The following is a 21607-nucleotide window of genomic DNA, read 5'->3' as shown; positions in this document are numbered from 1 at the left end:
GGCTGGCTCCTAATGTCGGCTACCAGCATCCTATGAACCACCGTTTCGCCCGACGGCGCAAGAAAAGTTGTCGGTTTCCCGAAATGACGTGTGAGAGGCGGTCGGCGGCGACTTCACCAGTCATCAACATTTTATCTTTAACCTGCGCCGCTGCTCGGAAGCCAAGCGGGTGGTCTATGAGTGGAACTCAGGAGCAGGACAAGCGCGTCGTCTTTGAACGACCGATCGAAGCCCGATTGATGGCGATCGATGGTACTTGGCAGCGGCCCTGCAAGATACATGACGTGGCGGAAACGAGCGCCAAACTGGTGATTGACGGAGCGGTGACCGATATCGGTCAGAAGGAGTTCTTCCTTCTGCTGTCACCTACTGGCTTAGCCTATCGTCATTGCGAGCTTTCGTGGGTGAACGGCGAGTTCGTTGGGGTGCATTTCATCAACCGCGGGCGAGCATCGAAACGGGCTCGACGTGGTGAGACACTGGTGAAGTAAGCGGGCGTCAGCCCCATCGAGGGATGCAGATGTCGCAAGCAATCAAATCAATCGTTTCGGGCTACGTTGAATTAAGAGATATCCGTGCTCTTGCCGAGCTGTTGACGCACCGGCGCAGGACGCTGAACCAACTGCAAGCCGTGTCAGGAATCAATGCCGCTAGTTCGATAGACTTGGTTCTGAGTGACATCGAAGTCATCGAGGCAGGCTTGGAACAGTTGAAACCACCTGCAGGATCGCTCCCCGAAAACGAGTGGAGTTGAGCAAGGCTCAATCGAGCTGTCTGCTTCCAAGAAAATAGGAATGCTAAATCGGTCCAAACTCGACAGGCCATACACGCCGGCTTTTTCTAAATATCTCTGTCTGCAGGTCAACGCTGCAGCCCGTTCGCACAGAACGGAGACATGATGACTCACAAGGCGCGAAGCTGGCACAATCCAGCATTCTAATTTCAAATTCCACCAACATCAAAGAGCGCCTTATCGGCAACTATCCATCCCCTTCGCGAGGGATGGCGACCAATCGTTATGCCGGCAACATCCTTCAACATGAACGTGGGTTCCGGGGCGGGACGTACGGTGCGACAGGACCGGTCGCATCGACACCAAAGAGCCGCGAAAGACATACGAGAGCGATCTGCGGGAACGGGGGAGCCACACTCGGAATCGGACCGGTGTTGGAAGTCTACCTGGTGATAACCGAAATCAGTCTTCGGCAATTGGTCTCGAATGATCGCCGCGAAGCGCTCGACGAGCAGTAATAAGGGCGTTCAATCATACCGTGATAGTGGAGACGGCGGCACTGTTTGACGCGCTGAACCTAGACCGCAAACGCCGTGGGCTAGGCGAGATCATCACCCCAGCGTCGTCACGCGGCTATTGAGCAAGCTGGTTGAAGGCGGTGAGATCGTTAAGTCGGGAGACCATAGACGGCCAGAGTACAGGCTTTCAGCGTGACTTGACGAACGGCAAACTGAGAACGGCGTTCTGGGGCCACACAGGGAGAGCGTCGTTCGCAGGCCGTCTGAAGTCTTTCGGTTTGAATTTGTCGAGATCGGGCTGCGCAGCGGCGAAAACGCTTAAGCGCTTATCTTGCCCCCACCGTTCAGCGCGCGCATTGAACTTCGCTTTTCCCTCGGAGTGGCGCTCCCAGAACAGGGGCGAGTTGAGTCTGAGTGGCAGGATTCTTCCATTTTCCTGCTTCAATGGTTGTCGAGTATCAAAAGACAGCAATGTGTCTGACCGTCTGCCGTCTCTATCGCAATAGTGGTAGTGCCAACCTACGACCCCGTCATAGTCTCGGTCCAGGACGTCTGAAAGCCCCGAGATTTTCAGATAGAGAACTAGCGAGGGATCGTGCCGTAGTGGAACGACACGGATATGTTCGACATATCCCCTGACAATAGGGGTGACTTTTTTGACCACATATATCGGCACCAGACCGCCGGACTTTTCGCCTCCTTCTTCCCAGAGAAGCCCGAGTTTGTTCAATTCACCGATAAGCTCTCGAAGCTCAGGGCAATCCCAAACGAAACCAGTCGCCGGGGTCACAAATCTCGCGTCATCTTCTGCTTCCCTCCGACGCATTTCTGCAAGCACCTGCGCAGAGGCCTGAACGTCCGACAGGATGCCCAGCGTAATGCGGCTCTCCTCAGCAATAGACGATCCTTCCATATATCGACGTGGGAAGGTTTCGCGCTCAGGCCAATTCATTCGATTCACCCCCCGACGAACCGTGCGTTTCACCGTGCAGCCTTGCACCGTGCACGGTGCGGCGCACGGTCATGCTGCACGGTTCGTGCGCGGTTGTTCTACAAAACTAGACACTTAGTCCGACGGCCCAAGGACCGTACATCAACCGCGGACCGGTTTTTCCCATCAACCGTGCACGTCTCTCGCTTCCCTAGAAGGGAGACGGCACGAGGGCAGCGAGCTATAGACCGGGGCGGTTGCCGCTACAGGCAGTTCTCAAGGTGCGGGCGGCGTATCGATTCGGTCCACCTTGCGCTTCTTTGCTTTGGTTGCGTACGCCTCTCGGATTGTTTGCTTTTGCCATCGTCCACTCAATGTATCCAGGTCGATATACGACAACTCGCTACCCTCGGTTTCTCTGAACCACGAAATGAGGGGCTCAGCTTCATCATAGCACCATGGCAACAAATCGCCCCAGCAGTCGAATGCCACGCGGTCGTCGAAAACTCGACGATTGATCCCGACTGCAATGAGTTCACATATGTTCAGCCAAACACGAACCTTTTTGTATTCCTCAGTTGTGATGTACTTCTCAAAATCGAAGCCCTTGGGTTTGAATTGCCGAACCTGAACTTTGAAAACATCGTACGTATCCAGGCACTCTTTATCCATCGAGGCCTTAAGAAAGAAATCGATTGTTGCGCGCTTGCGAGCTAGCTGCCGCTGAACACTAATTGAGTGAAAAGCGATTATCGCAGCGCCTAAAGCAATGAGCGCTGCAAACCATTGCGGGATGGTGCCCCAAAACTCTCCTTGATTCATTCTTCCACCTTTCTTTCGGTTGCATAACTGTACTCCAGCGGCAGCGAATAGAAATGCGATTGTCGAATGTGCCAAAGGCGAAAGTGATTAGGCGTGGGAATCGCCCCCCCCCAATTGGGCTCGAGTCCCAGTTGGGAATCCCGGCTGCGAGAATCACACGAATTATCTTCCGTTATAGCGTTTGCGCGATTCCCACATGGGAATCCCTTGGGATTCAGGAGCCGATTCCCAATTCCCCAGCTGTCCCCGCTCCTAAGAGCGGGACAGTGGGAATCAGCTTAGGATTTTGGACAAGATTGAGCGTGACTATATTGCCCTGATGCACACGGCCCCGGCTAGGCGGCGTTTCGTTACATGTGCTCGACTTTTTTTGCGGGCTGATGGCCCTGTCCCCCCCTGCAGCCCATTGCACAGCATAGAGTGTGAAGGCATTGCGCTAACACCTTTTTCGCTGAAAGCAATTCGGTTTCAGCCCATGGCGCTAACGCTCTACTGAAAAGCAGGCCAAGCACACTTCGACCGCCATCACGGGTCGCGTGCAGGGCAGCACAATAATCAAAACAACTTTTTGCTTGCTTGGGTCGCGGCATTCCGAGCGCGGCTAGAATGTTTTTTCCCGGTTCCTTCCGGACGCAGAAACCTTACGAGGGAAGACACGGGGGGCACGACCCGTGAGATATTGGGAGTTGAAAAAAATGTCTGCGAAATGCAATTGGCAGAATTCTTTCTTATGGCTGCAGATCCGTAACACCTCTGAAGGTCTTTCATCACAAGTGGACGATGCCAATTCGGGCGCTCGTGGTCTAAAAGCCGTTGAGCGCTTCACAAGGGGCGCTTAGCAGGACGGTAACGCTGTTCGCCGACTACGCGCGTTGACAGCTTCAGCGAGTTGGGATCGGCTTCCGCCTTATTTCTGCGCTCTTCCCGATGAAAACGGCTGTCATCTTGGCGTATCGATTTCCGGCTTGGTGGGCGCGCCGAGGAGCCTCACCTGGCCTCCACAAATAGCACCGGCAACGGGCTGGCCGCCAACGTCATGCAGATCGCGCCGCGCTGGGCGGTGCTGGCGCTCGTCGCAAGCTCGTCGCCTCCAACACCTTCAACATCGCCGCCGACCTCGCGGCGGAGGCGCTGTCGCTGGTGACCCTGAGCATATACGGGCCGGCGTAGTCGGCAGACGCTGAAGGAACGCTTAGCGCACCAGAACCAGTCATAGGCGCGGTCGCGAACGGCGAAGGCCAAGGTGCCTTGTCGGCCTACGAAGTATTTCATCAAATGGGATGGATTTTTGTCAATCCGATTCAAGGCATTGTACACCAGATATACTAATCCAGCTGAAACGAGTCATTGTTACTCCGTTGCTCGAACATCAATGAGGCAGCAAATGTCCATCTGTATTCAGGGGCTCGTCATCATCTTGTGCGCTCATGCAGGCACAGTCAGCGGCGCGCTTACCTCGCTTGAACAACCCCCACTTTGATTGCCGTTAATGGCCAGCGAATGAAGATCATCTTTAGTAGGAAAGGCGTTGACAGCGCTGCCGGTCGTTGCTGCAGTCCGCTAATCAACGGACGACCAATCAGCTTGCCGATACCAACTAGGATGCCAACGGCCACTCGTTACGGCGACCTGACGACATCGACGATCGCGTTCGATTTAACGAAAGGCAGGCTTGACCCAACACAACCATGTCATCTCGATCCTGACATCGATCGAGAGGCGCTCAATACTCAAAGACCGCACGGCTGGCGAGGAGCGCTAGGCCAAGTTTCTAGCTCTCTGTCGCACCTGCGAAACAACGACGTTGGTCCAGGCGACGTCTTCCTTTTCTGGGGCCTTTTTCGAGAATGCGTGCAAGCCACAAAGGGTTGGCGCTACGCAGGTCCAAAGCGTCACGCAATATTCGGTTGGCTACAGATCGATACGGTGATCGATTTGGGCTGCGATGGATCCCACGCGCTCGCTCAGCATCCATGGTTGGCCAGACATCCACATGTTCGCCCGGGATGGAACAACAAGAACGCAATCTATCTGGCACGGGAGACCCTAACGATCGGCGAGGGCGATATCCCGGGATATGGGGTGTTCCGCCGACCAATATTTTTGACAGAAGAAGGAGCGACGCCCTCCACGTGGTCCGTTCCGCCTTGGCTTGATCCACAGTCTGGCGGAGTAGGCATGACCTACAACCCACCGAGTAGATGGCTTGGCAACGGTCGAGTGACGGTCGCCGCACGAGGACAAGAATTTGTGTCCGACGCGGGCATCCGACCTGATGCGCGAGATTGGCTATTATCTTTGTTCGGAGGGCAGCCTTGAAGGTCTGGACCTACGTTATCACTGTTGATGCCGGGGCCGCCCCTAATTTTGAGCATGGGCTGACGACCCTTACAGTGTGTAAGCCGCGCATTAGAAAGGCGGCCGAGCGAGGCGATCTAGTTCTTGCCTTCAACAGCAGCAAACTGAATCCCGACGAACCTCACTCGGTCCGCTGGGCAGGACTAGTGACGGAGGTCGTCTCCTTGGAAGACTATTGGACCGACAAGCGCTTCGAAGGGAAGAAGCCTGGTAAATCCCCGAAGCCGGACAACATCTACCGACCAACCCGAACTGGCGAATTGAAGCAAGTGAGCAATACGACTCATGGGCCTCAAGACTTTGCTCGGGATGTAAATGGGGAGAATGCTCTCGTTCTGTCGCCGACCTGGTACTTTGGCCCGGAAGTCGCCGTTCTGCCGGCCTCATTCAACCTGCGAATGATCGGTGGCCGTCGCGGCCATAGATGCATCCCAATAACAGACCGCACTTGGTCAAACTTGGAACGTTGGCTGAACGTTAATGTACCAAGTTCTAGCTCGCTAAAATCGCTTTCAGCTGGTGCTTCTCGGTGCTCACCTCGCTCGAATAACGTCGCGTGCGTCAACTAGATCGATTGTTTGTCCGGCCTGAGCGCTCTTTGCCGTGATCGCGCAAGACTAATCGACTATACGTCAGTAACGAAAGCAATAATGGTTGAGCTTTGCCCGCGTTACTCAACCTCAACTATGCCGAAGCGTTGCCGTCCTTCGATCCGGCTGATTGCGGCCACCACTTCGTCGTTCGTGAGTGCGTCCATCAGCTTTTCGACTGTGGACTCTGCATTGCGCGGGACCCCGGGAATCAAATAGTTGCTCAACAGCGAACGGGCTTTCAAGAACGCCGATATCAACGTTTGAATATCTGATCGCTTCGGTACGATTGAGGGCGCGTGCTCCTCTTCAATTGGATATTCCACTGCCGCGCCTTCTGGATCGTTATCGCGAAGCCACTCGACGGCAGAATCGCAGGAAGCGAACACTTTTACGCATTCGTTCGCGACGCTGACATATAGCCAGACACTTGCCATGGCTAAGTCTCCGTTTCAATCGGATACGACCATACGACACCTTCAGGATCGTTCTCGGCAAACCATGCGCTTGCGGCCTCCTCGGTGGCAAAGACCTTTATCCAATCCGCATTGCCGATATGCTTGTGACCGTCCTCGTAAATCCAAACCCACTCCTGTCGTTGTTGCGCCGCAGCGTTGACCTTCTCACGATCGAACTGATCCTCCGGTGAAAGTCTCATCATGGAGTAGTAAACATAAGCTGGGATCGTGCGTCGGTCACCCGGAGGCTTTTCCGCCCGCTTGTCCATTGGTCGAGCGCGTCGTTCATCCCATATCCTCCCTCAAACCCTTGAAGAACGGATGCCGCAATTTCCCTTCGGTACTCTTTGCACGGTATTCGATTTCTGCCAGTAACTCGGGTTCAACCCAGATGCCGCGATGCGCAATGCGCTTCGTGTAAGGTTGCGTTCTTCGTACCAGCGGCTTTAGTCTTCGCTGTAGTTCTTTGGCATCTTCAGGGGAAAATCCGTGATCGACTTTACCGGCGTACAAGAAGTCAGCGCCCTTGCGCCGACCGATGTACATGCCATCCCATTTGGTACCGTCTAAAGCGTAGCCTGCAATAGCCAACGTTTCGCGCTGGGCGCACGTAACCTTCACCCATCCATTGCCACGGCCGCTTTCATATCGACCGTCACGCACCTTCGAAACCACACCTTCCAGGCCAGTCTTGCAGGCGTGCTTGAACATATCCTGGCCGTCGAGTTCAAAGCTATCGCTGAACTGAATCGCTGTGCCGCTGATGATCTTGCGCAACAGGGATTTTCGCTCGAAGAGCGGCGCCCTGCGTAAATCGCGACCATTAAGGTACAGAAGATCGAACGCCACCACCACGATCTTGGTGGACCGGCCTTTCAGTTCATTTTGAAGAACAGAGAAGTCGGTCGTGCCATCCTCGGCAGGAGCGACGACCTCGCCGTCGATTATCGCGGTTTCAGCTTTGACCTGGAAAGCGTCATGCGCAATCTTGCGGAAACGGTGCGTCCAGTCATGACCACGACGCGTGAAGGCCTTGGCGTCCGAGTTGGCGATGTGCAGTTGAACGCGGTAGCCGTCGAATTTGATTTCGTGAATCCATCTATCTCCGCGCGGTACCCGAGCCATCTGGGACGCTAACGCGGGTTCGACAAAGCCCGGAAAATGGGCTTTTACGCCGATTGGTGGACTCTTACGCATACGGCCGATTCAAGCGTAACTGCCGAGATTCGTTCCAGCGCCCCGTTGCTCATTCGGAAATAAAAGGAAGCCAATCAGTCGGACTTTTCACGTTGTCAATCGGTCGCAACCCCTCTGTGTGAAACGATTGCACCGCCGGCTTTGCCTCGGCCCAAACAGCCTTAAGGACGTCTGAGAACGCTTGCCTGATGCCGATGTATTCCTCAGCTGTTTCGTTTGGCAGATGCTCTAAGTCCTGACGATCCATTAGCTTAATGCGGTCCGTCACTGATGGATGCGTTCGGCTAAGGGGGAGATCGTCTGTACCGGTGGATAAAACAGCTCGCGTGCGACTGACGAGTTCGATCGCCCCCAGAATCAGTGCGCCGCCCGCTCCTGAAAACAGGAAAAACTCCCCCTCGCTCTGTCCGATTACAAGTGACATGCCTCTCGCAAACATATCAGCTTCATGTTCATCCGCCAAAAGATCACATTCCTCGCCCATCGAAGTTGTAAGCCCGTGGCTAAGAGAATGATGGCCGTATTCGTGAGCAATCGCGAACACTTCCATCGCGTCAAGAAGCTTACCGCGCAAGTATTGGCGCGCTGCTTGAGGAGCGACCCCCAAGTCTTTCGGAGGAGTACCGAAAACTGCATATCTCACCAAGATGCTCACCCATTGGCTAAGGATCCATCTCTCGGATTGCAGGCGCGTTCTGACTTCCGCAGCGTTAAATTCGAAGTGGGAGCCGCCTTTATCGCATCGCGGCTCGGGAAGCGAATGAACAATAACCTTACTTACCAAGTCGCAGAAAATCAGAAACGGCAGCGTTGTTTCGATAATGCTTACGTCAGTCGCCAAGACGGGCAACTGCCTCGCTATCAACCCGGCACCAACGGAATTGCCGAACACCACTCCGCCTCTGAGCGGAAAAGCAATTTTTCCGCATGCGGCTTCGATCCTGTCAATTATCCCTTGCAGGATGCGAGTTGCGCCAGGGTCGTCAAGGGCCGAGCCGGGCGGACGCTCTGCTAGCGCACGTATAAACTCGTCAGCCATAGACTCAAGTTTATCGTCTGCCACTCCGCTACGTTTGCATATCTCTAGGAGTGTGGGCCGATTGTCCCGAAGCCATTGCATAGTCGCCTCGGCGGTCCGTCCTCCTCCCTGTCTCGCCGCATTGGCGGCTTGTCGCTGCCGCCGGTAATCTTCCGCGGCTTGGCGCTCATCTGGTCCTTTCGACATATTGCACCCACATCGTGAATTTCTCGATTAAGTATTCATGAAGCTAGAAAGTCTGCTTTGCCCGGCCCCTGCCGCGCCATCATTAACTGACCATCCGCTCGAAAACCTAGAAATCTCACCACACTAGTAGGAGTCTTTTACCCGAGCCCCTCTTTGTGTCGGTTGAGTTGGTTCAGCGTGCTTGGCTCGGTTCGGCCCCCGCTCAAGGTTACGAGGGGCCAGAGGATCGCGTCGTGTAAACTTCAATGTCGAAGCAGGTGCCGACCATGACATCTGCTCGATCCATATCAGGGCGCATCCAGCGCTAAAGCGTTGGCTTGATCTACCACGACGGACAACGAACGAATCGAACCGAGCGAGAACTCCGTCGCCCGTAGTCACTCCATACAAGGTGGGCCGATTTCGGGTTTGGGCATCTGGATCGCTTACGTCTCGTATTTATGTTCAAGTAGCTGAACGCGACGGGTAAACAGGCAACAGCGTCATTGCTTCTGCAGCATCCCTCGCCTTTCAATTGGTGCCCGGTGTGTCCTTCCCGATTGAATCGTGCAACTGCATACTGATGGCATGAATGGCGTCAGCGAGATCGTTTGGGTCTCCCGCTTCTCGATGTGCGATCGCGGTCTCTTGTACAGTCTGCACAAATTCGTTTGCATCTAAAACGCCCTTCCGATCGAGCTCAAGCACCAATGTCCGAAGAACGGAAAGCATGCCTAGCACCAATCGATCCCCAGGTATCTTTCGGCCGGTCGCCATCAATCAACTCCCGCTATCTGGCTTACTGTCACAGTACCGGACCCGTTCGCGACTAGCTAGACCACTCAATTTTGGGACAAACATCCAATTGCTAGTAGACCAAGAGTGCAATTTTAGGTCTATGCTTGCCCGGCAATAGTTTACAGTTTGGGGCGGGGATGAAATGGCTAAACTCGCGGGCTTACCTGAGGAAACGTTCAATGCGATGCAACGTGTCCGGGACACTGCCTTGGTTCGATTCGATAGCCTGTTCTCGCCCGGTAGGAAGCTATGGTCGCTCGCAAACCTTCAGCAATTTCACAATATGTTCGTGGACCGATTTGACGAGGGTGACGGATCTTTTCTAGAGAAATTCAAAAAGCAGCTCGAGGATGCTAGTGACGACATTTTTCAGCTAGCCGCAGAGCTTCTATATACCCAACAATTCTTTACAAGCCTCTCCGGCCCCGAAAAGAAACTCGAAAACGTAGAAGCGGTACTCAGTTGGAGCGCGAATCCGCCACTGATTCCAGAATGGGCAGTCGTTGGTGTGAAGAATGGACTTGCGGGTGACCAAAGCTTCAACCAGCATCGACCATTCCATTTGGCATGGTTAGATGAATTTCTAATACATTGGCAAGCACTGCCGGAAGCGGATCGATCTGCTTTGCTTGCCGATCCTTGGCGCTTCGCGGCCGACGTTCGCAGTGTGGAATCATCCCATGGAGCCTACCAGCCAATGCAGGAAGCTTGGCTTTACATCGTGTTTCCCGACAGATTCGAAAACATTTCGTCGAGAAAGGATAAACGGCGGATTCGCGAAGCCTTCTACGATCGCCTTAGAGGAGGCCCCACCGATAATATTGACGCCGATCTGTTGGAAATTCGTGGCCAACTAGCCGATCAAGAAGGAGAGGGCTTTCACTTCTACCGGTCGCCCATTGTTGAGCGATGGCAGGAGGCTAAGATTTCCGGGCGCGACATTGAGCTGTTTCGGCAGAGCCGGTCTCGCGAAAAATACACTGATTTCACTACCGACGAGCGTACAGCGCACAAGAGAGTTCACGACGCACTTCGTAGACTGGGCGAAATAGCGCTCAAAGAGCTCGGGGGCGAGCGCGATTATGCATTGAAGCTAACTTCAGGCTTTCATCCGGTTTCAGGTATCCGAGGAAGAAAACCGAAGGACCTCTGGTTTGGGGTCTATCGTAAAGCTAACGATGAGAAATTCCTCGGGAATCCACAACTGTTCATGATCGTTTCTACCAGAGGGGTTGAGTGGGGATTTGCACCCCTGACTCATCCAGATGATTTCTCGAACCAGGATATCAAGCGTCGGACGAGGGAGGTAGCTAGTCTAGTCCTTGAACAGTTACCCATACCCGGCTCCCCAGAAGCTAAGGATCTGGGAAATCGATTGTCAAAATCGGGCAAATGGAATTTGCGGCGGAAGCAACGCCTGGAGCCAAACCACTCTGAGTTTCAATCCCTCGATGAATGGCTTTCGTTCCTGCGGTCCGATGACGGCATTCGAAATGCTGGTGGCGCAATTACACGTTACGTCCTAGCGGAGGAAGTTGATTCTGTTGATTTAGCGGAGGGCGTCCGAGATTTGGCTCTCCTTTTTCGTCCGCTTATGGAGCGGATGATAGCCGATGCTCCACCCAGCGCGGCCGCGCCTCATGAAACTCGAATCATGATTTCGCAAGTACCTAAAGCTGGGTTGTTAACTCTGAGCGATTTGCTCCGTACGTTTCTGCGCGAGCTGATTTCTGCGCAAAATGGACCATTCCAGAAAACAGAGCCACTTTGGAACGCAATGTCTGAAGTGAAAAGCCGTCTCGAGCAGTTTCCGGCAGTTCAGAGCCGTCCAAACTTGTTGGTCAATATCAGCGTAGGTCAGGGCAACTGGGCGACGGTCCCTTGGATCGCGCTGTTGAATACAAAGATTACGAGATCGACTCAGGAGGGCATCTACGTTGTTTTTCTGATTACAACCAAGTTGGATCGTATTTTTCTTACTCTCAATCAAGGTACAACAACCTTAGTCCGGGAGTTAGGGCAACGCGAGGCACAGAAGCAAATGCTTGATGTCGCCGGAAAAACAAGAACGCTCATCCCGGAGCTCGCGGACGCAGGATTCTTACTAAATAATGAAATTGATCTTGGCGGTGGCGGTTGGCTTGCGAAGAATTATGAAGCCGGAACGATCGCTCATGTAGAATTGCCGACCGACGCATTTCCAAGTGATGAGAGACTAAATGAGCTGCTTGAGGCTGTACTTAACGCCTATGACCGTGCAGTAGACGAGCCCACTGGTGAGAAGGCCGCTTCAGGAGAGCCCCCAACCCCCGCCATTTCAATGATAGAATCCTATAGCTTGGAGGACGCGATCTCTGAGCTTTTTCTCGAGCAGCCAATGCTCGAAAGGCTTCTAGCAATTTGGACCGGAAAGAAGAACCTTATCTTACAGGGTGCCCCGGGAGTGGGTAAAAGCTTTGTTGCAAAGCGACTCGCTCATCTGCTGATCGGACAGAAAGATTCGGGGCGCATTGAAACGGTTCAGTTTCATCAATCATATAGTTATGAGGACTTTGTCCAGGGCTATCGTCCAGATGGAAAGGGAGGATTTGCATTGCGTGATGGCGTCTTCCATCGATTCTGCGAGAAGGCGCGACTGTCGCCCAGTCGAAAACACGTTTTCATCATTGACGAAATCAATCGCGGAAACCTTTCCAAGATTTTGGGCGAGCTTATGCTTCTCGTCGAGTTTGATAAGAGAGGTCCTGCATGGGCCACGAGCTTAACCTACGCTCAACCTGATCAACCCAGGTTCTTTGTTCCAGAAAATGTCTACATGCTGGGTATGATGAACACTGCCGATCGGTCGCTATCAATGGTGGATTACGCGCTCCGCCGTCGATTTTCGTTCGTCTGGCTCGAGCCTATGTTTGGAAGCAAGCGATTCAAACAGTTTCTCGTTGACCGAGGCGTTCCGGAGCTACTCGTCGAATTGATCGTGACGCGAATGACGGCACTAAACCAAGCTATTGGCGAAGACCGATCCAATCTTGGGCCCGGCTATCGTATCGGACACAGCTTCTTTGTTCCTCCTCAGGATTTCGAGTACGACTCAACATGGTATAGGCGAGTTATCGAGACGGAGGTGCACCCGTTGTTGGAAGAGTATTGGTTCGACGACCCGGACAAAGCCGACAGTTGGCGCGAAAAGCTCCTTCAAAGTGCTCCATGACGATCCCGATCCGAAATCTTTATTATTTATTCCTCTATGCTTGGGGTCGATTTCCCGGCGGCTCAGCCACAGAGGTCGGATTCGACAACAGTCCAGATCTACCGAATCTATTCGCGAGATTATTGGTTGTCGGAACGCGAAGTCTTTTTAGACGCGGTCTCGATCGTGGATACAACGTATACACATGGGAGTTACAGGGCCTTCGCGGACGCCTGCGCATGGACCGTATGATCAAGGAAGCAACGCAGCTTCGAGGCGCGGCCGTCTGTGACATTGATGAACTTTCTCACGATGTTCTTCACAATCAGATTTTGAAAGCCACGCTAAATAGTCTCGCTGCTTGTCGAGATGTGGAGGTTTGTAATAGGCACGATCTTCACGCATTGGCACGACTGTTCCATGATGTCGAAGAAATATCTCTGTCGGCTAGCCATTTTCGTCGCACGTCTCTTTCGCGCAATAGCCGCGAATACGGCTTTTTGATAAGGCTGTGTGAATTTGTCTTCAGATCTCTCATGCCGGATGAGCGCGGCGCGAAGACGCGATTCCAAACTGTTGATGACGACGAAATGCGAATGTCTGCGGTTTTTGAAGAATTTCTGCGTAATTTCTTTAAGATGCATCGCAGTGAGTATCGCGTACGAGCAGAATCGCCGGCATGGAACGTAAGCGAAGTAACTGCAAATGATCTCGCGTTTTTGCCTCGCATGATTACGGACATAACTCTGCGGCAGATAGACCATACCATTATAGTGGACGCCAAGTTCTATAAGAATGCTTTGTTGCAAAGCCCCTATGGTGAACGAGTACGATCGCAGCATTTATACCAGTTGATTACCTATCTCCAACACGAACGCGCTCGGCAGCTTGGGATGGGGCTTTCAGGCATGCTGATCTATCCCGACGTCGGTCGATCGCTTCGATTGCGTTATCGATTGCTGGGCATCCCCGTGTTGATTGCCACTGTTGACTTAAGCAAAGAATGGCCGATCATCGACGCTGAGTTACATGAACTGTTGAATGAATGTGCGACGGCGGCGCGCAAATCTAATAGAACTGAAAACGCTTAAGCTCACTGCCGCCGCGGGATAGCCGATCTCGCCCGATGCTCCATTCAAATAGGTTACGATTGCTAGTATGCACGTTGTCGTCGCGGGCGAGACTCATGATCAGTCAAGGGTCTCCGACCAGTTGGCACGATGGCAATCCCGATGAAGTCCGTGACCTGGGCGAGTTATGGGTACTAGGCCTGCGGCCGCCCAACTCGATCCAACAATTGATTTAGCATAGGGGCACAAACGCGCTCCGCTCCAAGCTCAAGACCAGCTTCTGCCGGGTTAGAAGCATCCGCGCAGCGCAAAGCATGTTCAAGTGACCCGCTGCGGATTCGGTTGGAGTGATACTGAACCCTCCGAATTTTCTTCAGCCCGTATTGAGAAGTCCATGAAACGCGAAACTGGTGAACGACTTCGGTAAGGGTGTGCAAGCAGGCGTTTGCCTAATGTGCCGCTAAGCGCGAGAACGGGCTGGTAAGATTCTCACAAACAAATCCGGGCGGAATGCGATGCTTGCATCCCCTCTCGCTTGTCAGAGCGAGTCAAGACAACTAGAAGTAACGCAGGCAACGGGCTCCGACCCGCTACTTTTCGAAAGAGCAACCGGATATGGCCACGTTCGACTTCAATAGCCTAAATCGACCGGCCGCGCCAAAGCGTCCTACCAACCCAATCGAGATTTTCCGCAGCGCACCGGCGCTCGCCGAAACACCGAATGACCTTTGGCAAGGCCAATCCAAAGCGTTGGAGATGTGGCATTCCGGGCGAGAGAAGCGGGATACGCTCATCTCTCTCCATACCGGTGCAGGCAAATCGATCGTTGGTCTGCTGATCGCTCAGAGTCTGATCCACGAAGGCGTTTCAAAGGTCCTGTATGTCTGTGCAACTAATGACCTTGTGGCGCAGACCTCACGCGAAGTAGCTACTAAGCTGGGATTCGTTCATTCTACCCGAGTGGCCGGAAAATTTTCCAACGACAGCTACTCTACCGGGGCGGGCTTCTGCCTTACGAATTATCAAGCCCTGTTCAATAGCAGAACGGTATTCGCGAGGGATCATCGTCCGGCAGCGATCATATTTGACGATGCTCATGTAGCCGAAAAGATCATCCGGGACAGTTTTACCATTCGGATCGAACGCAGTGCCCTCCCGGCCATTTTTGATCGGATTGTCTCTCTCTCCACGCCTCACTTCGAGGCTGTTCAGAGGAGGGACTATTTTCAAGGAATACTGAAGGGTGACTCCGCATACAGAGTCGCGCTTCTCCCACCGGGAGCGGTAGTTGCATTGACGAGAGACTCGACGCTATTGGCGTTACTTCAGGAAGCCGAGGCGCAGATCTCCGAAATCCGATTTCCTCTCGGACACCTCGCGGACCATCTTAATACCTGCTCGGTATTGTTTTCTCAGGGTTCAATTGAAATTTGTCCGGCATTCCTGCCTTCGAAGCGTCTTTCATATCTTGCTGATCCTGAAATCAGAAGGATCTATTTATCTGCAACGCTCACGAGCGAGGTCGATTTCTGCAGGGCGTTCGGACGACGCCCTGCCAATAAAATCGAACCCGAAAGCGATGCTGGGATGGGCGAGCGGCTCATCATTCTGACGGAGAGAAGCAAGCTCACTAGTAATGGGGTCAAGGGTGTCAACGATAATGACTTGGCTCATTGTTTGTCTGCCCGAAACAAGCTTTTGATTTCTACGCCGTCATATCCTGCGGCGACCAAGTATAGGTCATTGGCGACTCCTCCCTCTGTTTCAGAGTTCAGCATCAAGCTCGATCAGTTTCGGCGGAGTTCAGTCCCAAGTGTATTCATTCTGGTCGGAAGAGTTGACGGCATTGACCTTCCACATAACACTTGCCGAGTCATGCTGGCTGACGGTTTGCCGACAGGCTTCTCTCTAATCGAGAGTTATCTTTATGATACCCTGGAGATGCGAAACTCATACGCAGCGAAGCTCGCTAACCGCATCACGCAAATGTTTGGGCGAACCAACCGCGGTCGAAATGATTACTCGACCATTTTCGCCGCAGATCAGCGGTTGGTTGACTGGCTTTCAACCCCTCGCAATGTCGCGCTGCTGCCTGAGTTGCTTCGAAAGCAGTTGCTGCTAGGCAAGTCGCTAGTGGAACAGTTCAAAATTCACGACTTGCAACAATTTCCCGGCCTTATCGATCAAGTGGTAGGACGGGACGCAGGCTGGCTTAGATATTACCAAGATTCGGTATCTGGCCTGGATATCAGCGCGGAGCAGAAAGCGCTGGCCGCCGAAAATGATAGTCTTCTAACCGAAGCGGCAATGGCAGAAGCAGACTTCGCTGCGCATATGTGGGATGGAAATGCATCGTCCGCGCGCGATGCTCTCGCGGGTATTGTCGATCGGGTGGTCGTGGCAGATCGGCGCCTTTCAGGCTGGTACAATATACAGCTGGGCCACACGTTCGAACTGCAAGGCGACATCGAGTCAGCGGCGAAGCAATATTCGCAAGCACGATCGCGTATTCATAGCATTTTGGCTCTACCCTTTCCGGCGACGACCGGCTCTGTTTCAGCCCGTGTAGTTCCCGCAAATAGGCTCCACTCTAAGCTTTTAGAGATATTTGCAAACGACATCCGTCATCAGAACGATCAGATTGCAAAGGTTGAAAGATCGGTCGCTTCGCTCTTTGATAACACAGCGTCTGTCCCGCAACATGAAGAAGCCATGCGCGCGCTCGGGGACGCTTTGGGGTTCATAGCGTCTCGCCCCGAGCAGGAACAGGACAATGGAAGCACGCTTGACGTCTTGTGGAGAAATGAATTCACGAAGCAATCTATACTGTTGGAGCTCAAGACGAAGAAGAAACCTGACGGGTCTCTAAACATCGATGAAGTTGGACAAGGCTTCAATCACCTTGAATGGTCGGCCAATGCTCACTCGGGCGAAGCGATCCTGGGTCTGATATTTGTCTGCATGTGTCAAAAGCGATCGCAGGAATCTGCTCCTTCGAATGACATGTGGCTCGCTAACTTGGCTCCGTTTCGTACGGTTTATGATGAGCTTGTTCAAATGCTCTATGCCCTTCAAAGGCTCACTCCACTTCAGCGTATTCCAGAGATGCAAGCTGTGTCCGAGCGAGCCGAGTGGCAGCCGGACGCTATCTTTGCGAGGCTTCGCGGAACGAGCCTCGCAAAGGTAACAACGACTTGATGTGCGGGTCGCTAGTCGAGCCTCATCCGGCGAAATTTGTCGGGGAAGAACTTTACACGCTTAGCCTCGTCAAACTCTATTTCCGTGCGGCTCTGCAGAAATCTGAAGCTTATGTCTTCTTCATTGTGAAGGTTGATGACGCCCTCGTCTGTAATCGGGATGTAAAAAGTGGGCCGATCCCTGCTGGTCTCCAAATAATTGTCGCCCATCTCGTCTACGGCTATCACTTGATCGAACGGTATGTAAGCGATCACGGAAAGTTCTGCTCGGACGGCGGCATCCATTTCGGAGGTCCAGCGAAAAAGCTCGGCGCGATCCTCACTCGACAACGTGCGCGGCTCGTATTCCAACCAAGGATTGTCGTAACGAGGAATGGCCTCGTCGTGTGCGTTAGCGACGTCCCATTCGCCCGCCTCGTTAGCGTAGGCAGTGAACTCTCTTAATTGAAAGCCTATCCCCCTATAGTCGCATCCACGATGTTTTCGAATGATCCATTTGAGTCGCTTCCCTTTGGTGGCATGGGGAAAGCCTGATGCGTCAGGGTCTCGAATCAGAAATTCGCCATATTGGTGCTTCTCGAAGACCTTCAGCACTTTGCGCTTCATCGCAATACTCGACCGAAGCGCTGAAGCGACCGACCGCTTACGCACCTGAAGCGAGATTCCGAAGAATGCAAAGAGTAGGTGGTCGTTCTTCGGTTGCATCAGCATAGTTTCGATATCGCTGCCGCTCCAAATTTGAAATTCAAGAAGACCATTTTCCCGAACCCAGGTGGCCATCACATCACGAGACGCCTTCGAGAAGTCGGCCGACGCGACGAATATTATGCCGTACAGCTTCTTGCGCTCCTCGACGTCGATCTCATCGAGATACTTACTAAGCTTGGTGGGCCCGATTTCTTTTTCGCGTTTGCACTGGACTAGCCACGTTCGCTCGTTAACGGGCTCCGCAGTGGAATGGCCATCTTCGTTACCGTCGTCGGCTCCGTCCGGAGCTTCGACGACAATATCGCCCGCCTCAATTCCGCGAACGTCAAAGCCATCGTCTCCGCCTGCACGCCCCGTCGCTTCTAGGCGCAACCACGGACGGAAATCGTAGACAAGCTGGCGTACAAGGTCTTCGAAGCGGCGGGGATCAAGGTCGTTGAAAGGAAGTGGATTTAAGGTCCTCGTGACAGGCATCGTATAAGCTCACGCTATCAGCCCGCGGCCGCGGCTCCGAGATCGTGATTCGGACGGCTGCGACAATCTTAGCCGCCTACATTGACCGGAGCGGCGTACGCTCGATTTTGGGCATACGTCAACATATAGCAACTTACAGAGTCGTCCCGTTTGATTGCCACCGGGCTCGCAGAAGGTGCGCGCGCCGAACCTATAGCGGCGCGCCTATGACCCCGAGCCTTACCCTGGCTTTACCCGCGCCAGAAAATTCGCCGCAGATTACCCCAGTTGGGGGTGCCTAAGTCACTATGAATGCTTTGGAAAGTTGGAGCGGGCGAAGGGGCTCGAACCCTCGACCCCGACCTTGGCAAGGTCGTGCTCTACCACTGAGCTACACCCGCATCCTGTGTCGGTCGCATGACTGCGCCGGCAACGGCTGTCGTATGCCAAAAGCGGGAGGGGAATGCAACAGCTACCGGCGGCATAGATTCGCGATCGGAGGCCCGATATCGACCCGAACGCGGCCAAATGACCCAAAACGGCCCCGGAACCGGCGAATCGGCCCGCATGGATTGAAATTCGGCCGTCCCGGCCCAATTTAGGGCCAACAGCGAAGCATATGAATTGGCGACGTGCTAAAGACCCGCCAATTCCAGACATCAGACGAGGGGATCCCGTGACGATCATCGACCAGGGTAACGGAGCAGCGGGCCCGGCTGCCGCCGATCTGATCAAGGACACGACCACCCAGACCTTCGTGAAGGACGTCATCGAGGAATCGAAGCGCCAGCCGGTGCTGATCGACTTCTGGGCGGAGTGGTGCGGCCCCTGCAAACAGCTCACGCCTTTGCTGGAAAAAGCGGTCAAGGCCGCCAAGGGCAAGGTCAAGCTGGTCAAAATGAACATCGACCAGCACCCGGCGATCCCGGGCCAGATGGGCATCCAGTCGATTCCGGCGGTGATCGCCTTCGTCAACGGCCAGCCGGCCGACGGCTTCATGGGCGCGGTCCCGGAGAGCCAGCTCAACGCCTTCATCGAGAAGCTGACCAAGGGCGTGACCGCGCCGGGTGAGCCGAATATCGCGGAAATCCTCCAGGAGGCCGAGGCCGTGCTCGCCGAGGGCGATGCCGCCGCGGCCGCCCAGATCTACGCCGAAGTGCTGCAGCTCGAATCGACCAACATCGCCGCCCTCGCCGGGCTCGCGAAATGCTACGCCGTCTCCGGTGCGATGGAGCAGGCCAAGCAGACGCTCGCCATGGTGCCGGAATCCAAGCGCAACGACCCGGCTGTGAAAGCCGTGCAGACCGCGATCGATCTGGCCGAGCAGGCGGAGCAGCTCGGGCCCGTCGCCGAGCTGGAACAGAAAGTCGCCGCAAACCCCCTCGATCATCAAGCCCGATTCGACCTCGCGATCGCGCTCAACGCGCAAGGCAACCGGGCAGCGGCCACCGAGCAGCTGCTCGCGATCGTCAAGCGGGACCGCAAATGGAACGACGACGGCGCCCGCAAGCAGCTGGTGCAGTTCTTCGAGGCCTGGGGCGGCACGGACGAGGCAACAGTCGAGGGACGCAAGCGCTTGTCGATCATTCTATTTTCCTAGACGAGCTGGCAAAGCCAGGGGGACCGGGCAGATGCCGATCAACATCGAATATCGCGGGCCCGCCGACCTTCCGGAGATCCTTCCGGTGTTTCCGTTGCCGGGCGCGCTGCTGCTGCCGCGCGGGCAGATGCCGCTCAACATCTTCGAGCCGCGCTACCTCGCGATGATCGACGATGCCTTCCGCGACGGCCATCGCCTGATCGGCATGATCCAGCCCGACATCGCGCATTCGGCCAAGAACTCCGACAAGCCTTCGCTGTTCAGCGTCGGCTGTGTCGGCCGCATCACCCAGCTGGCCGAATCCGGTGACGGCCGCTACATCCTCGAGCTCACGGGTGTCTCGCGCTTCAAGGTGCTCGAGGAGCTCGAAGTGCTCACCGCCTACCGGCAGTGCAAGGTGGATTTCTTTGCCTTCGTCGACGACTTCACGCCGCGCATGGGCGAGGACGAGGTCGATCGCGAGGCACTGCTGACGGTGCTGGCGGATTTTTTGAAGGCCAACAACCTCAAGGTCGACTGGGAGGGCGTCGAGACCGCCCCCAACGAAGCGCTCGTCAACGCGCTGGCGATGATGTCGCCCTATGGCGTGGCCGAGAAGCAAGCGATGCTGGAAGCGCCCGACCTGAAGACCCGCGCCGAAATTTTGATCGCGGTGACCGAGATGGATCTCGCGAAGAAGCGCACCAGCGGCGATCCGCCGCTGCAGTGACAGGTGCCTGCGCGCCTGCTCAGGAATGATGCCGGATGCGCTTGCGTCCGGTGATCATCGCGCTGATCAGGTTCTCGCGCTGCAGACGTCCCATCATCAGCACGCCCAAGACGTGCAGCACGACCAGGACGATGACCGCGTCGGATGAATAGTGGTGGGTGTCCTCGACCCACCAGACGCCGAAAAATGTCACGGTCACCGACATCGCGCCTGATATCGTCGAGACCGCCAGCGAGACCAGCAGCGCCACTAGCATCAACGTGCCGGCTGGATTGAGCCCGATATAGCGGCCAGTGATGCCGCGGCGCAGATTCCAGAGATAGCGTGGCGCGGCCCGAAGCCTGACGCCGACCATGCGGAAGCGCGAATAGCGGCTTCCCCAAAGACCCCAGACCAGACGGAACGCAACAAGCCCGAGCACCGCGTAACCGATGATGCGGTGAAGTCTGTCGTAGACGGTGGGTGTGAACCATGCGGCCAGAACGCAAGCCGCGAGCGCCCAGTGCCAGAGCCGCAGCGGAAGGTCCCAGACCGCGATTGTCCGCGAAGCGGTTCGATCCGCGGGGGTCCGGTTGGACTCCCCGCGTGCGTGCGGCGCCGATTCTTCGATCAAGCGAGGACCACCCTCAGGCATGATTTTGCGCAGACATTTGCGCGAAGCCCACTTTGCGCGCTCTACTTCGCAATCGTGTGCTTCAGGCTGAGATCTTCGGGGCTGTAGAACAGCTCGTAAAGCTTGCCTTCCTTGACGCCGTAGACCTCGTAGCACGAGCCTTCGATCTTTGAGCGCCGCACCTCGTAGCCGAGCGCCTTGGCCTTGGCTTCGGCGTCGCTCGCCGGCTTCCACGACGCCTTGTCGAGCTTGGTGCAGTCCTTGAAACCGTCGGCCAAGGCCGCCGATCCCATGCCAATCCCGATCGTCAATGCAACGGCAGCAACACGAATAACCTTCACGAATTTCTCCTCTTCTGTCGTGGGCGCTACGCCCTCGGGCGAAGCGGGACCGAAGGAAGCAAAGCACATGATGAAGTCAATGCGGTTCGCGGCCGGCTCGCTTTAGAGTTATTCTAA

General features: G+C 54.8%; 19 protein-coding genes, 1 tRNA gene and 1 pseudogene. 10 read left to right on the top strand and 11 right to left on the bottom strand.

Annotated elements, in window-relative coordinates; all coding sequences use genetic code 11:
* Positions 1-176: 176 nt before the first annotated feature.
* Positions 177-491: a hypothetical protein gene (locus BRA1417_RS0104980; protein ID WP_027514869.1), complete on the top strand. Its 315-nt coding sequence runs from the start codon at positions 177-179 to the stop codon at positions 489-491.
* A gap of 29 nt (positions 492-520) precedes the next feature.
* Positions 521-754, top strand: a complete 234-nt coding sequence (locus BRA1417_RS0104975; RefSeq protein ID WP_027514868.1) for a hypothetical protein — start codon at positions 521-523, stop codon at positions 752-754.
* A gap of 684 nt (positions 755-1438) precedes the next feature.
* Here the strand turns inward: BRA1417_RS0104975 and BRA1417_RS0104970 are convergent.
* Together BRA1417_RS0104970 and BRA1417_RS0104965 are read right to left on the bottom strand one after the other, a co-directional pair.
* On the bottom strand, positions 1439-2203 hold the full coding sequence (locus tag BRA1417_RS0104970; RefSeq protein WP_156948591.1) for a hypothetical protein: 765 nt from the start codon (positions 2201-2203) through the stop codon (positions 1439-1441).
* Between the two features lie 255 nt (positions 2204-2458).
* Entirely contained in the window at positions 2459-3004 is a 546-nt protein-coding gene (locus BRA1417_RS0104965; protein WP_027514866.1) for a DUF4760 domain-containing protein, read from the bottom strand.
* A gap of 1009 nt (positions 3005-4013) precedes the next feature.
* Between BRA1417_RS0104965 and BRA1417_RS45280 the strand changes: the two are divergent.
* The 3 genes and pseudogenes from BRA1417_RS45280 to BRA1417_RS46110 form a co-directional block, all read left to right on the top strand.
* Positions 4014-4147, top strand: a pseudogene (locus BRA1417_RS45280) (divalent metal cation transporter); the annotation flags it as partial.
* 357 nt (positions 4148-4504) lie between these two features.
* Complete coding sequence (locus BRA1417_RS46115; RefSeq protein WP_198034788.1) at positions 4505-5323, top strand: hypothetical protein; 819 nt, start codon at positions 4505-4507, stop codon at positions 5321-5323.
* Positions 5290-5931, top strand: a complete 642-nt coding sequence (locus BRA1417_RS46110) for a hypothetical protein (RefSeq protein WP_371259974.1) — start codon at positions 5290-5292, stop codon at positions 5929-5931. Before BRA1417_RS46115 ends, BRA1417_RS46110 begins: the two co-directional genes overlap by 34 nt.
* A 101-nt stretch (positions 5932-6032) precedes the next feature.
* Here BRA1417_RS46110 and BRA1417_RS39525 read toward each other — a convergent pair whose 3' ends face one another.
* From BRA1417_RS39525 to BRA1417_RS0104935, 5 genes are all read right to left on the bottom strand, one after another.
* Entirely contained in the window at positions 6033-6389 is a 357-nt protein-coding gene (locus BRA1417_RS39525) for a hypothetical protein (RefSeq protein WP_035968348.1), read from the bottom strand.
* Between the two features lie 2 nt (positions 6390-6391).
* Complete coding sequence (locus BRA1417_RS39520; protein ID WP_035968344.1) at positions 6392-6679, bottom strand: hypothetical protein; 288 nt, start codon at positions 6677-6679, stop codon at positions 6392-6394.
* Between the two features lie 16 nt (positions 6680-6695).
* Positions 6696-7607, bottom strand: coding sequence for a non-homologous end-joining DNA ligase (ligD, locus tag BRA1417_RS0104945; protein WP_035968342.1), 912 nt, complete (start codon positions 7605-7607; stop codon positions 6696-6698).
* A 49-nt stretch (positions 7608-7656) separates the two neighbouring features.
* Positions 7657-8670, bottom strand: coding sequence for an ImmA/IrrE family metallo-endopeptidase (locus BRA1417_RS0104940; RefSeq protein WP_156948590.1), 1014 nt, complete (start codon positions 8668-8670; stop codon positions 7657-7659).
* A 672-nt stretch (positions 8671-9342) separates the two neighbouring features.
* The gene (locus tag BRA1417_RS0104935; protein ID WP_156948589.1) at positions 9343-9588 is read right to left on the bottom strand and encodes a hypothetical protein; all 246 of its coding nucleotides are present in this window, start codon (positions 9586-9588) and stop codon (positions 9343-9345) included.
* A 163-nt stretch (positions 9589-9751) separates the two neighbouring features.
* Here BRA1417_RS0104935 and BRA1417_RS41630 point away from each other — a divergent pair, with 163 nt between their 5' ends.
* The 3 genes from BRA1417_RS41630 to BRA1417_RS39510 all read left to right on the top strand — a co-directional run bounded on the left by BRA1417_RS41630 (position 9752) and on the right by BRA1417_RS39510 (position 17067).
* Entirely contained in the window at positions 9752-12820 is a 3069-nt protein-coding gene (locus BRA1417_RS41630; protein WP_051448272.1) for an MrcB family domain-containing protein, read from the top strand.
* On the top strand, positions 12817-13890 hold the full coding sequence (locus BRA1417_RS42145; RefSeq protein ID WP_084462119.1) for a hypothetical protein: 1074 nt from the start codon (positions 12817-12819) through the stop codon (positions 13888-13890). Before BRA1417_RS41630 ends, BRA1417_RS42145 begins: the two co-directional genes overlap by 4 nt.
* 594 nt (positions 13891-14484) lie before the next feature.
* Positions 14485-17067, top strand: a complete 2583-nt coding sequence (locus tag BRA1417_RS39510) for a DEAD/DEAH box helicase family protein (protein WP_051448271.1) — start codon at positions 14485-14487, stop codon at positions 17065-17067.
* Positions 17068-17078: 11 nt separating this feature from the next.
* Here the strand turns inward: BRA1417_RS39510 and BRA1417_RS41620 are convergent, their stop codons facing one another.
* Together BRA1417_RS41620 and BRA1417_RS0104900 are read right to left on the bottom strand one after the other, a co-directional pair.
* On the bottom strand, positions 17079-18248 hold the full coding sequence (locus BRA1417_RS41620) for a restriction endonuclease (RefSeq protein WP_051448270.1): 1170 nt from the start codon (positions 18246-18248) through the stop codon (positions 17079-17081).
* A gap of 305 nt (positions 18249-18553) precedes the next feature.
* Positions 18554-18628 (bottom strand) — tRNA-Gly (locus tag BRA1417_RS0104900).
* 275 nt (positions 18629-18903) lie between these two features.
* Between BRA1417_RS0104900 and trxA the strand changes: the two genes are divergently transcribed.
* Both trxA and BRA1417_RS0104890 read left to right on the top strand, forming a co-directional pair.
* On the top strand, positions 18904-19827 hold the full coding sequence (trxA, locus tag BRA1417_RS0104895; RefSeq protein ID WP_027514859.1) for a thioredoxin: 924 nt from the start codon (positions 18904-18906) through the stop codon (positions 19825-19827).
* 31 nt (positions 19828-19858) lie between these two features.
* Positions 19859-20536 carry an LON peptidase substrate-binding domain-containing protein gene (locus tag BRA1417_RS0104890; RefSeq protein WP_027514858.1) on the top strand — a complete coding sequence of 226 codons (678 nt, stop codon included), beginning with the start codon at positions 19859-19861 and terminating at the stop codon, positions 20534-20536.
* Between the two features lie 19 nt (positions 20537-20555).
* Here the strand turns inward: BRA1417_RS0104890 and BRA1417_RS0104885 are convergent, their stop codons facing one another.
* Positions 20556-21149: a cytochrome b/b6 domain-containing protein gene (locus BRA1417_RS0104885; protein WP_027514857.1), complete on the bottom strand. Its 594-nt coding sequence runs from the start codon at positions 21147-21149 to the stop codon at positions 20556-20558.
* A 62-nt stretch (positions 21150-21211) separates the two neighbouring features.
* Entirely contained in the window at positions 21212-21490 is a 279-nt protein-coding gene (locus tag BRA1417_RS0104880; protein WP_027514856.1) for a PepSY domain-containing protein, read from the bottom strand.
* Positions 21491-21607: the final 117 nt, after the last annotated feature.

The sequence above is a fragment of the Bradyrhizobium sp. WSM1417 genome (assembly GCF_000515415.1).
GTDB lineage: Bacteria > Pseudomonadota > Alphaproteobacteria > Rhizobiales > Xanthobacteraceae > Bradyrhizobium.
The sequence above is the reverse complement of the archived record's forward strand: the minus strand, read 5'-3'. Positions and strand labels throughout refer to the sequence as shown.

What these genes read in the sequence shown, in the direction of transcription:
- BRA1417_RS0104980 (WP_027514869.1), top strand. Translation starts at nt 177, where the DNA reads ATGAGTGGAACTCAGGAGCAGGACAAGCGCGTCGTCTTTGAACGACCG.
- BRA1417_RS0104975 (WP_027514868.1), top strand. Translation starts at nt 521, where the DNA reads ATGTCGCAAGCAATCAAATCAATCGTTTCGGGCTACGTTGAATTAAGA.
- BRA1417_RS0104970 (WP_156948591.1), bottom strand. Translation starts at nt 2,203, where the DNA reads ATGAATTGGCCTGAGCGCGAAACCTTCCCACGTCGATATATGGAAGGA.
- BRA1417_RS0104965 (WP_027514866.1), bottom strand. Translation starts at nt 3,004, where the DNA reads ATGAATCAAGGAGAGTTTTGGGGCACCATCCCGCAATGGTTTGCAGCG.
- BRA1417_RS46115 (WP_198034788.1), top strand. Translation starts at nt 4,505, where the DNA reads ATGAAGATCATCTTTAGTAGGAAAGGCGTTGACAGCGCTGCCGGTCGT.
- BRA1417_RS39525 (WP_035968348.1), bottom strand. Translation starts at nt 6,389, where the DNA reads ATGGCAAGTGTCTGGCTATATGTCAGCGTCGCGAACGAATGCGTAAAA.
- BRA1417_RS39520 (WP_035968344.1), bottom strand. Translation starts at nt 6,679, where the DNA reads ATGGACAAGCGGGCGGAAAAGCCTCCGGGTGACCGACGCACGATCCCA.
- ligD (WP_035968342.1), bottom strand. Translation starts at nt 7,607, where the DNA reads ATGCGTAAGAGTCCACCAATCGGCGTAAAAGCCCATTTTCCGGGCTTT.
- BRA1417_RS0104935 (WP_156948589.1), bottom strand. Translation starts at nt 9,588, where the DNA reads ATGGCGACCGGCCGAAAGATACCTGGGGATCGATTGGTGCTAGGCATG.
- BRA1417_RS41630 (WP_051448272.1), top strand. Translation starts at nt 9,752, where the DNA reads ATGGCTAAACTCGCGGGCTTACCTGAGGAAACGTTCAATGCGATGCAA.
- BRA1417_RS42145 (WP_084462119.1), top strand. Translation starts at nt 12,817, where the DNA reads ATGACGATCCCGATCCGAAATCTTTATTATTTATTCCTCTATGCTTGG.
- BRA1417_RS39510 (WP_051448271.1), top strand. Translation starts at nt 14,485, where the DNA reads ATGGCCACGTTCGACTTCAATAGCCTAAATCGACCGGCCGCGCCAAAG.
- BRA1417_RS41620 (WP_051448270.1), bottom strand. Translation starts at nt 18,248, where the DNA reads ATGCCTGTCACGAGGACCTTAAATCCACTTCCTTTCAACGACCTTGAT.
- BRA1417_RS0104890 (WP_027514858.1), top strand. Translation starts at nt 19,859, where the DNA reads ATGCCGATCAACATCGAATATCGCGGGCCCGCCGACCTTCCGGAGATC.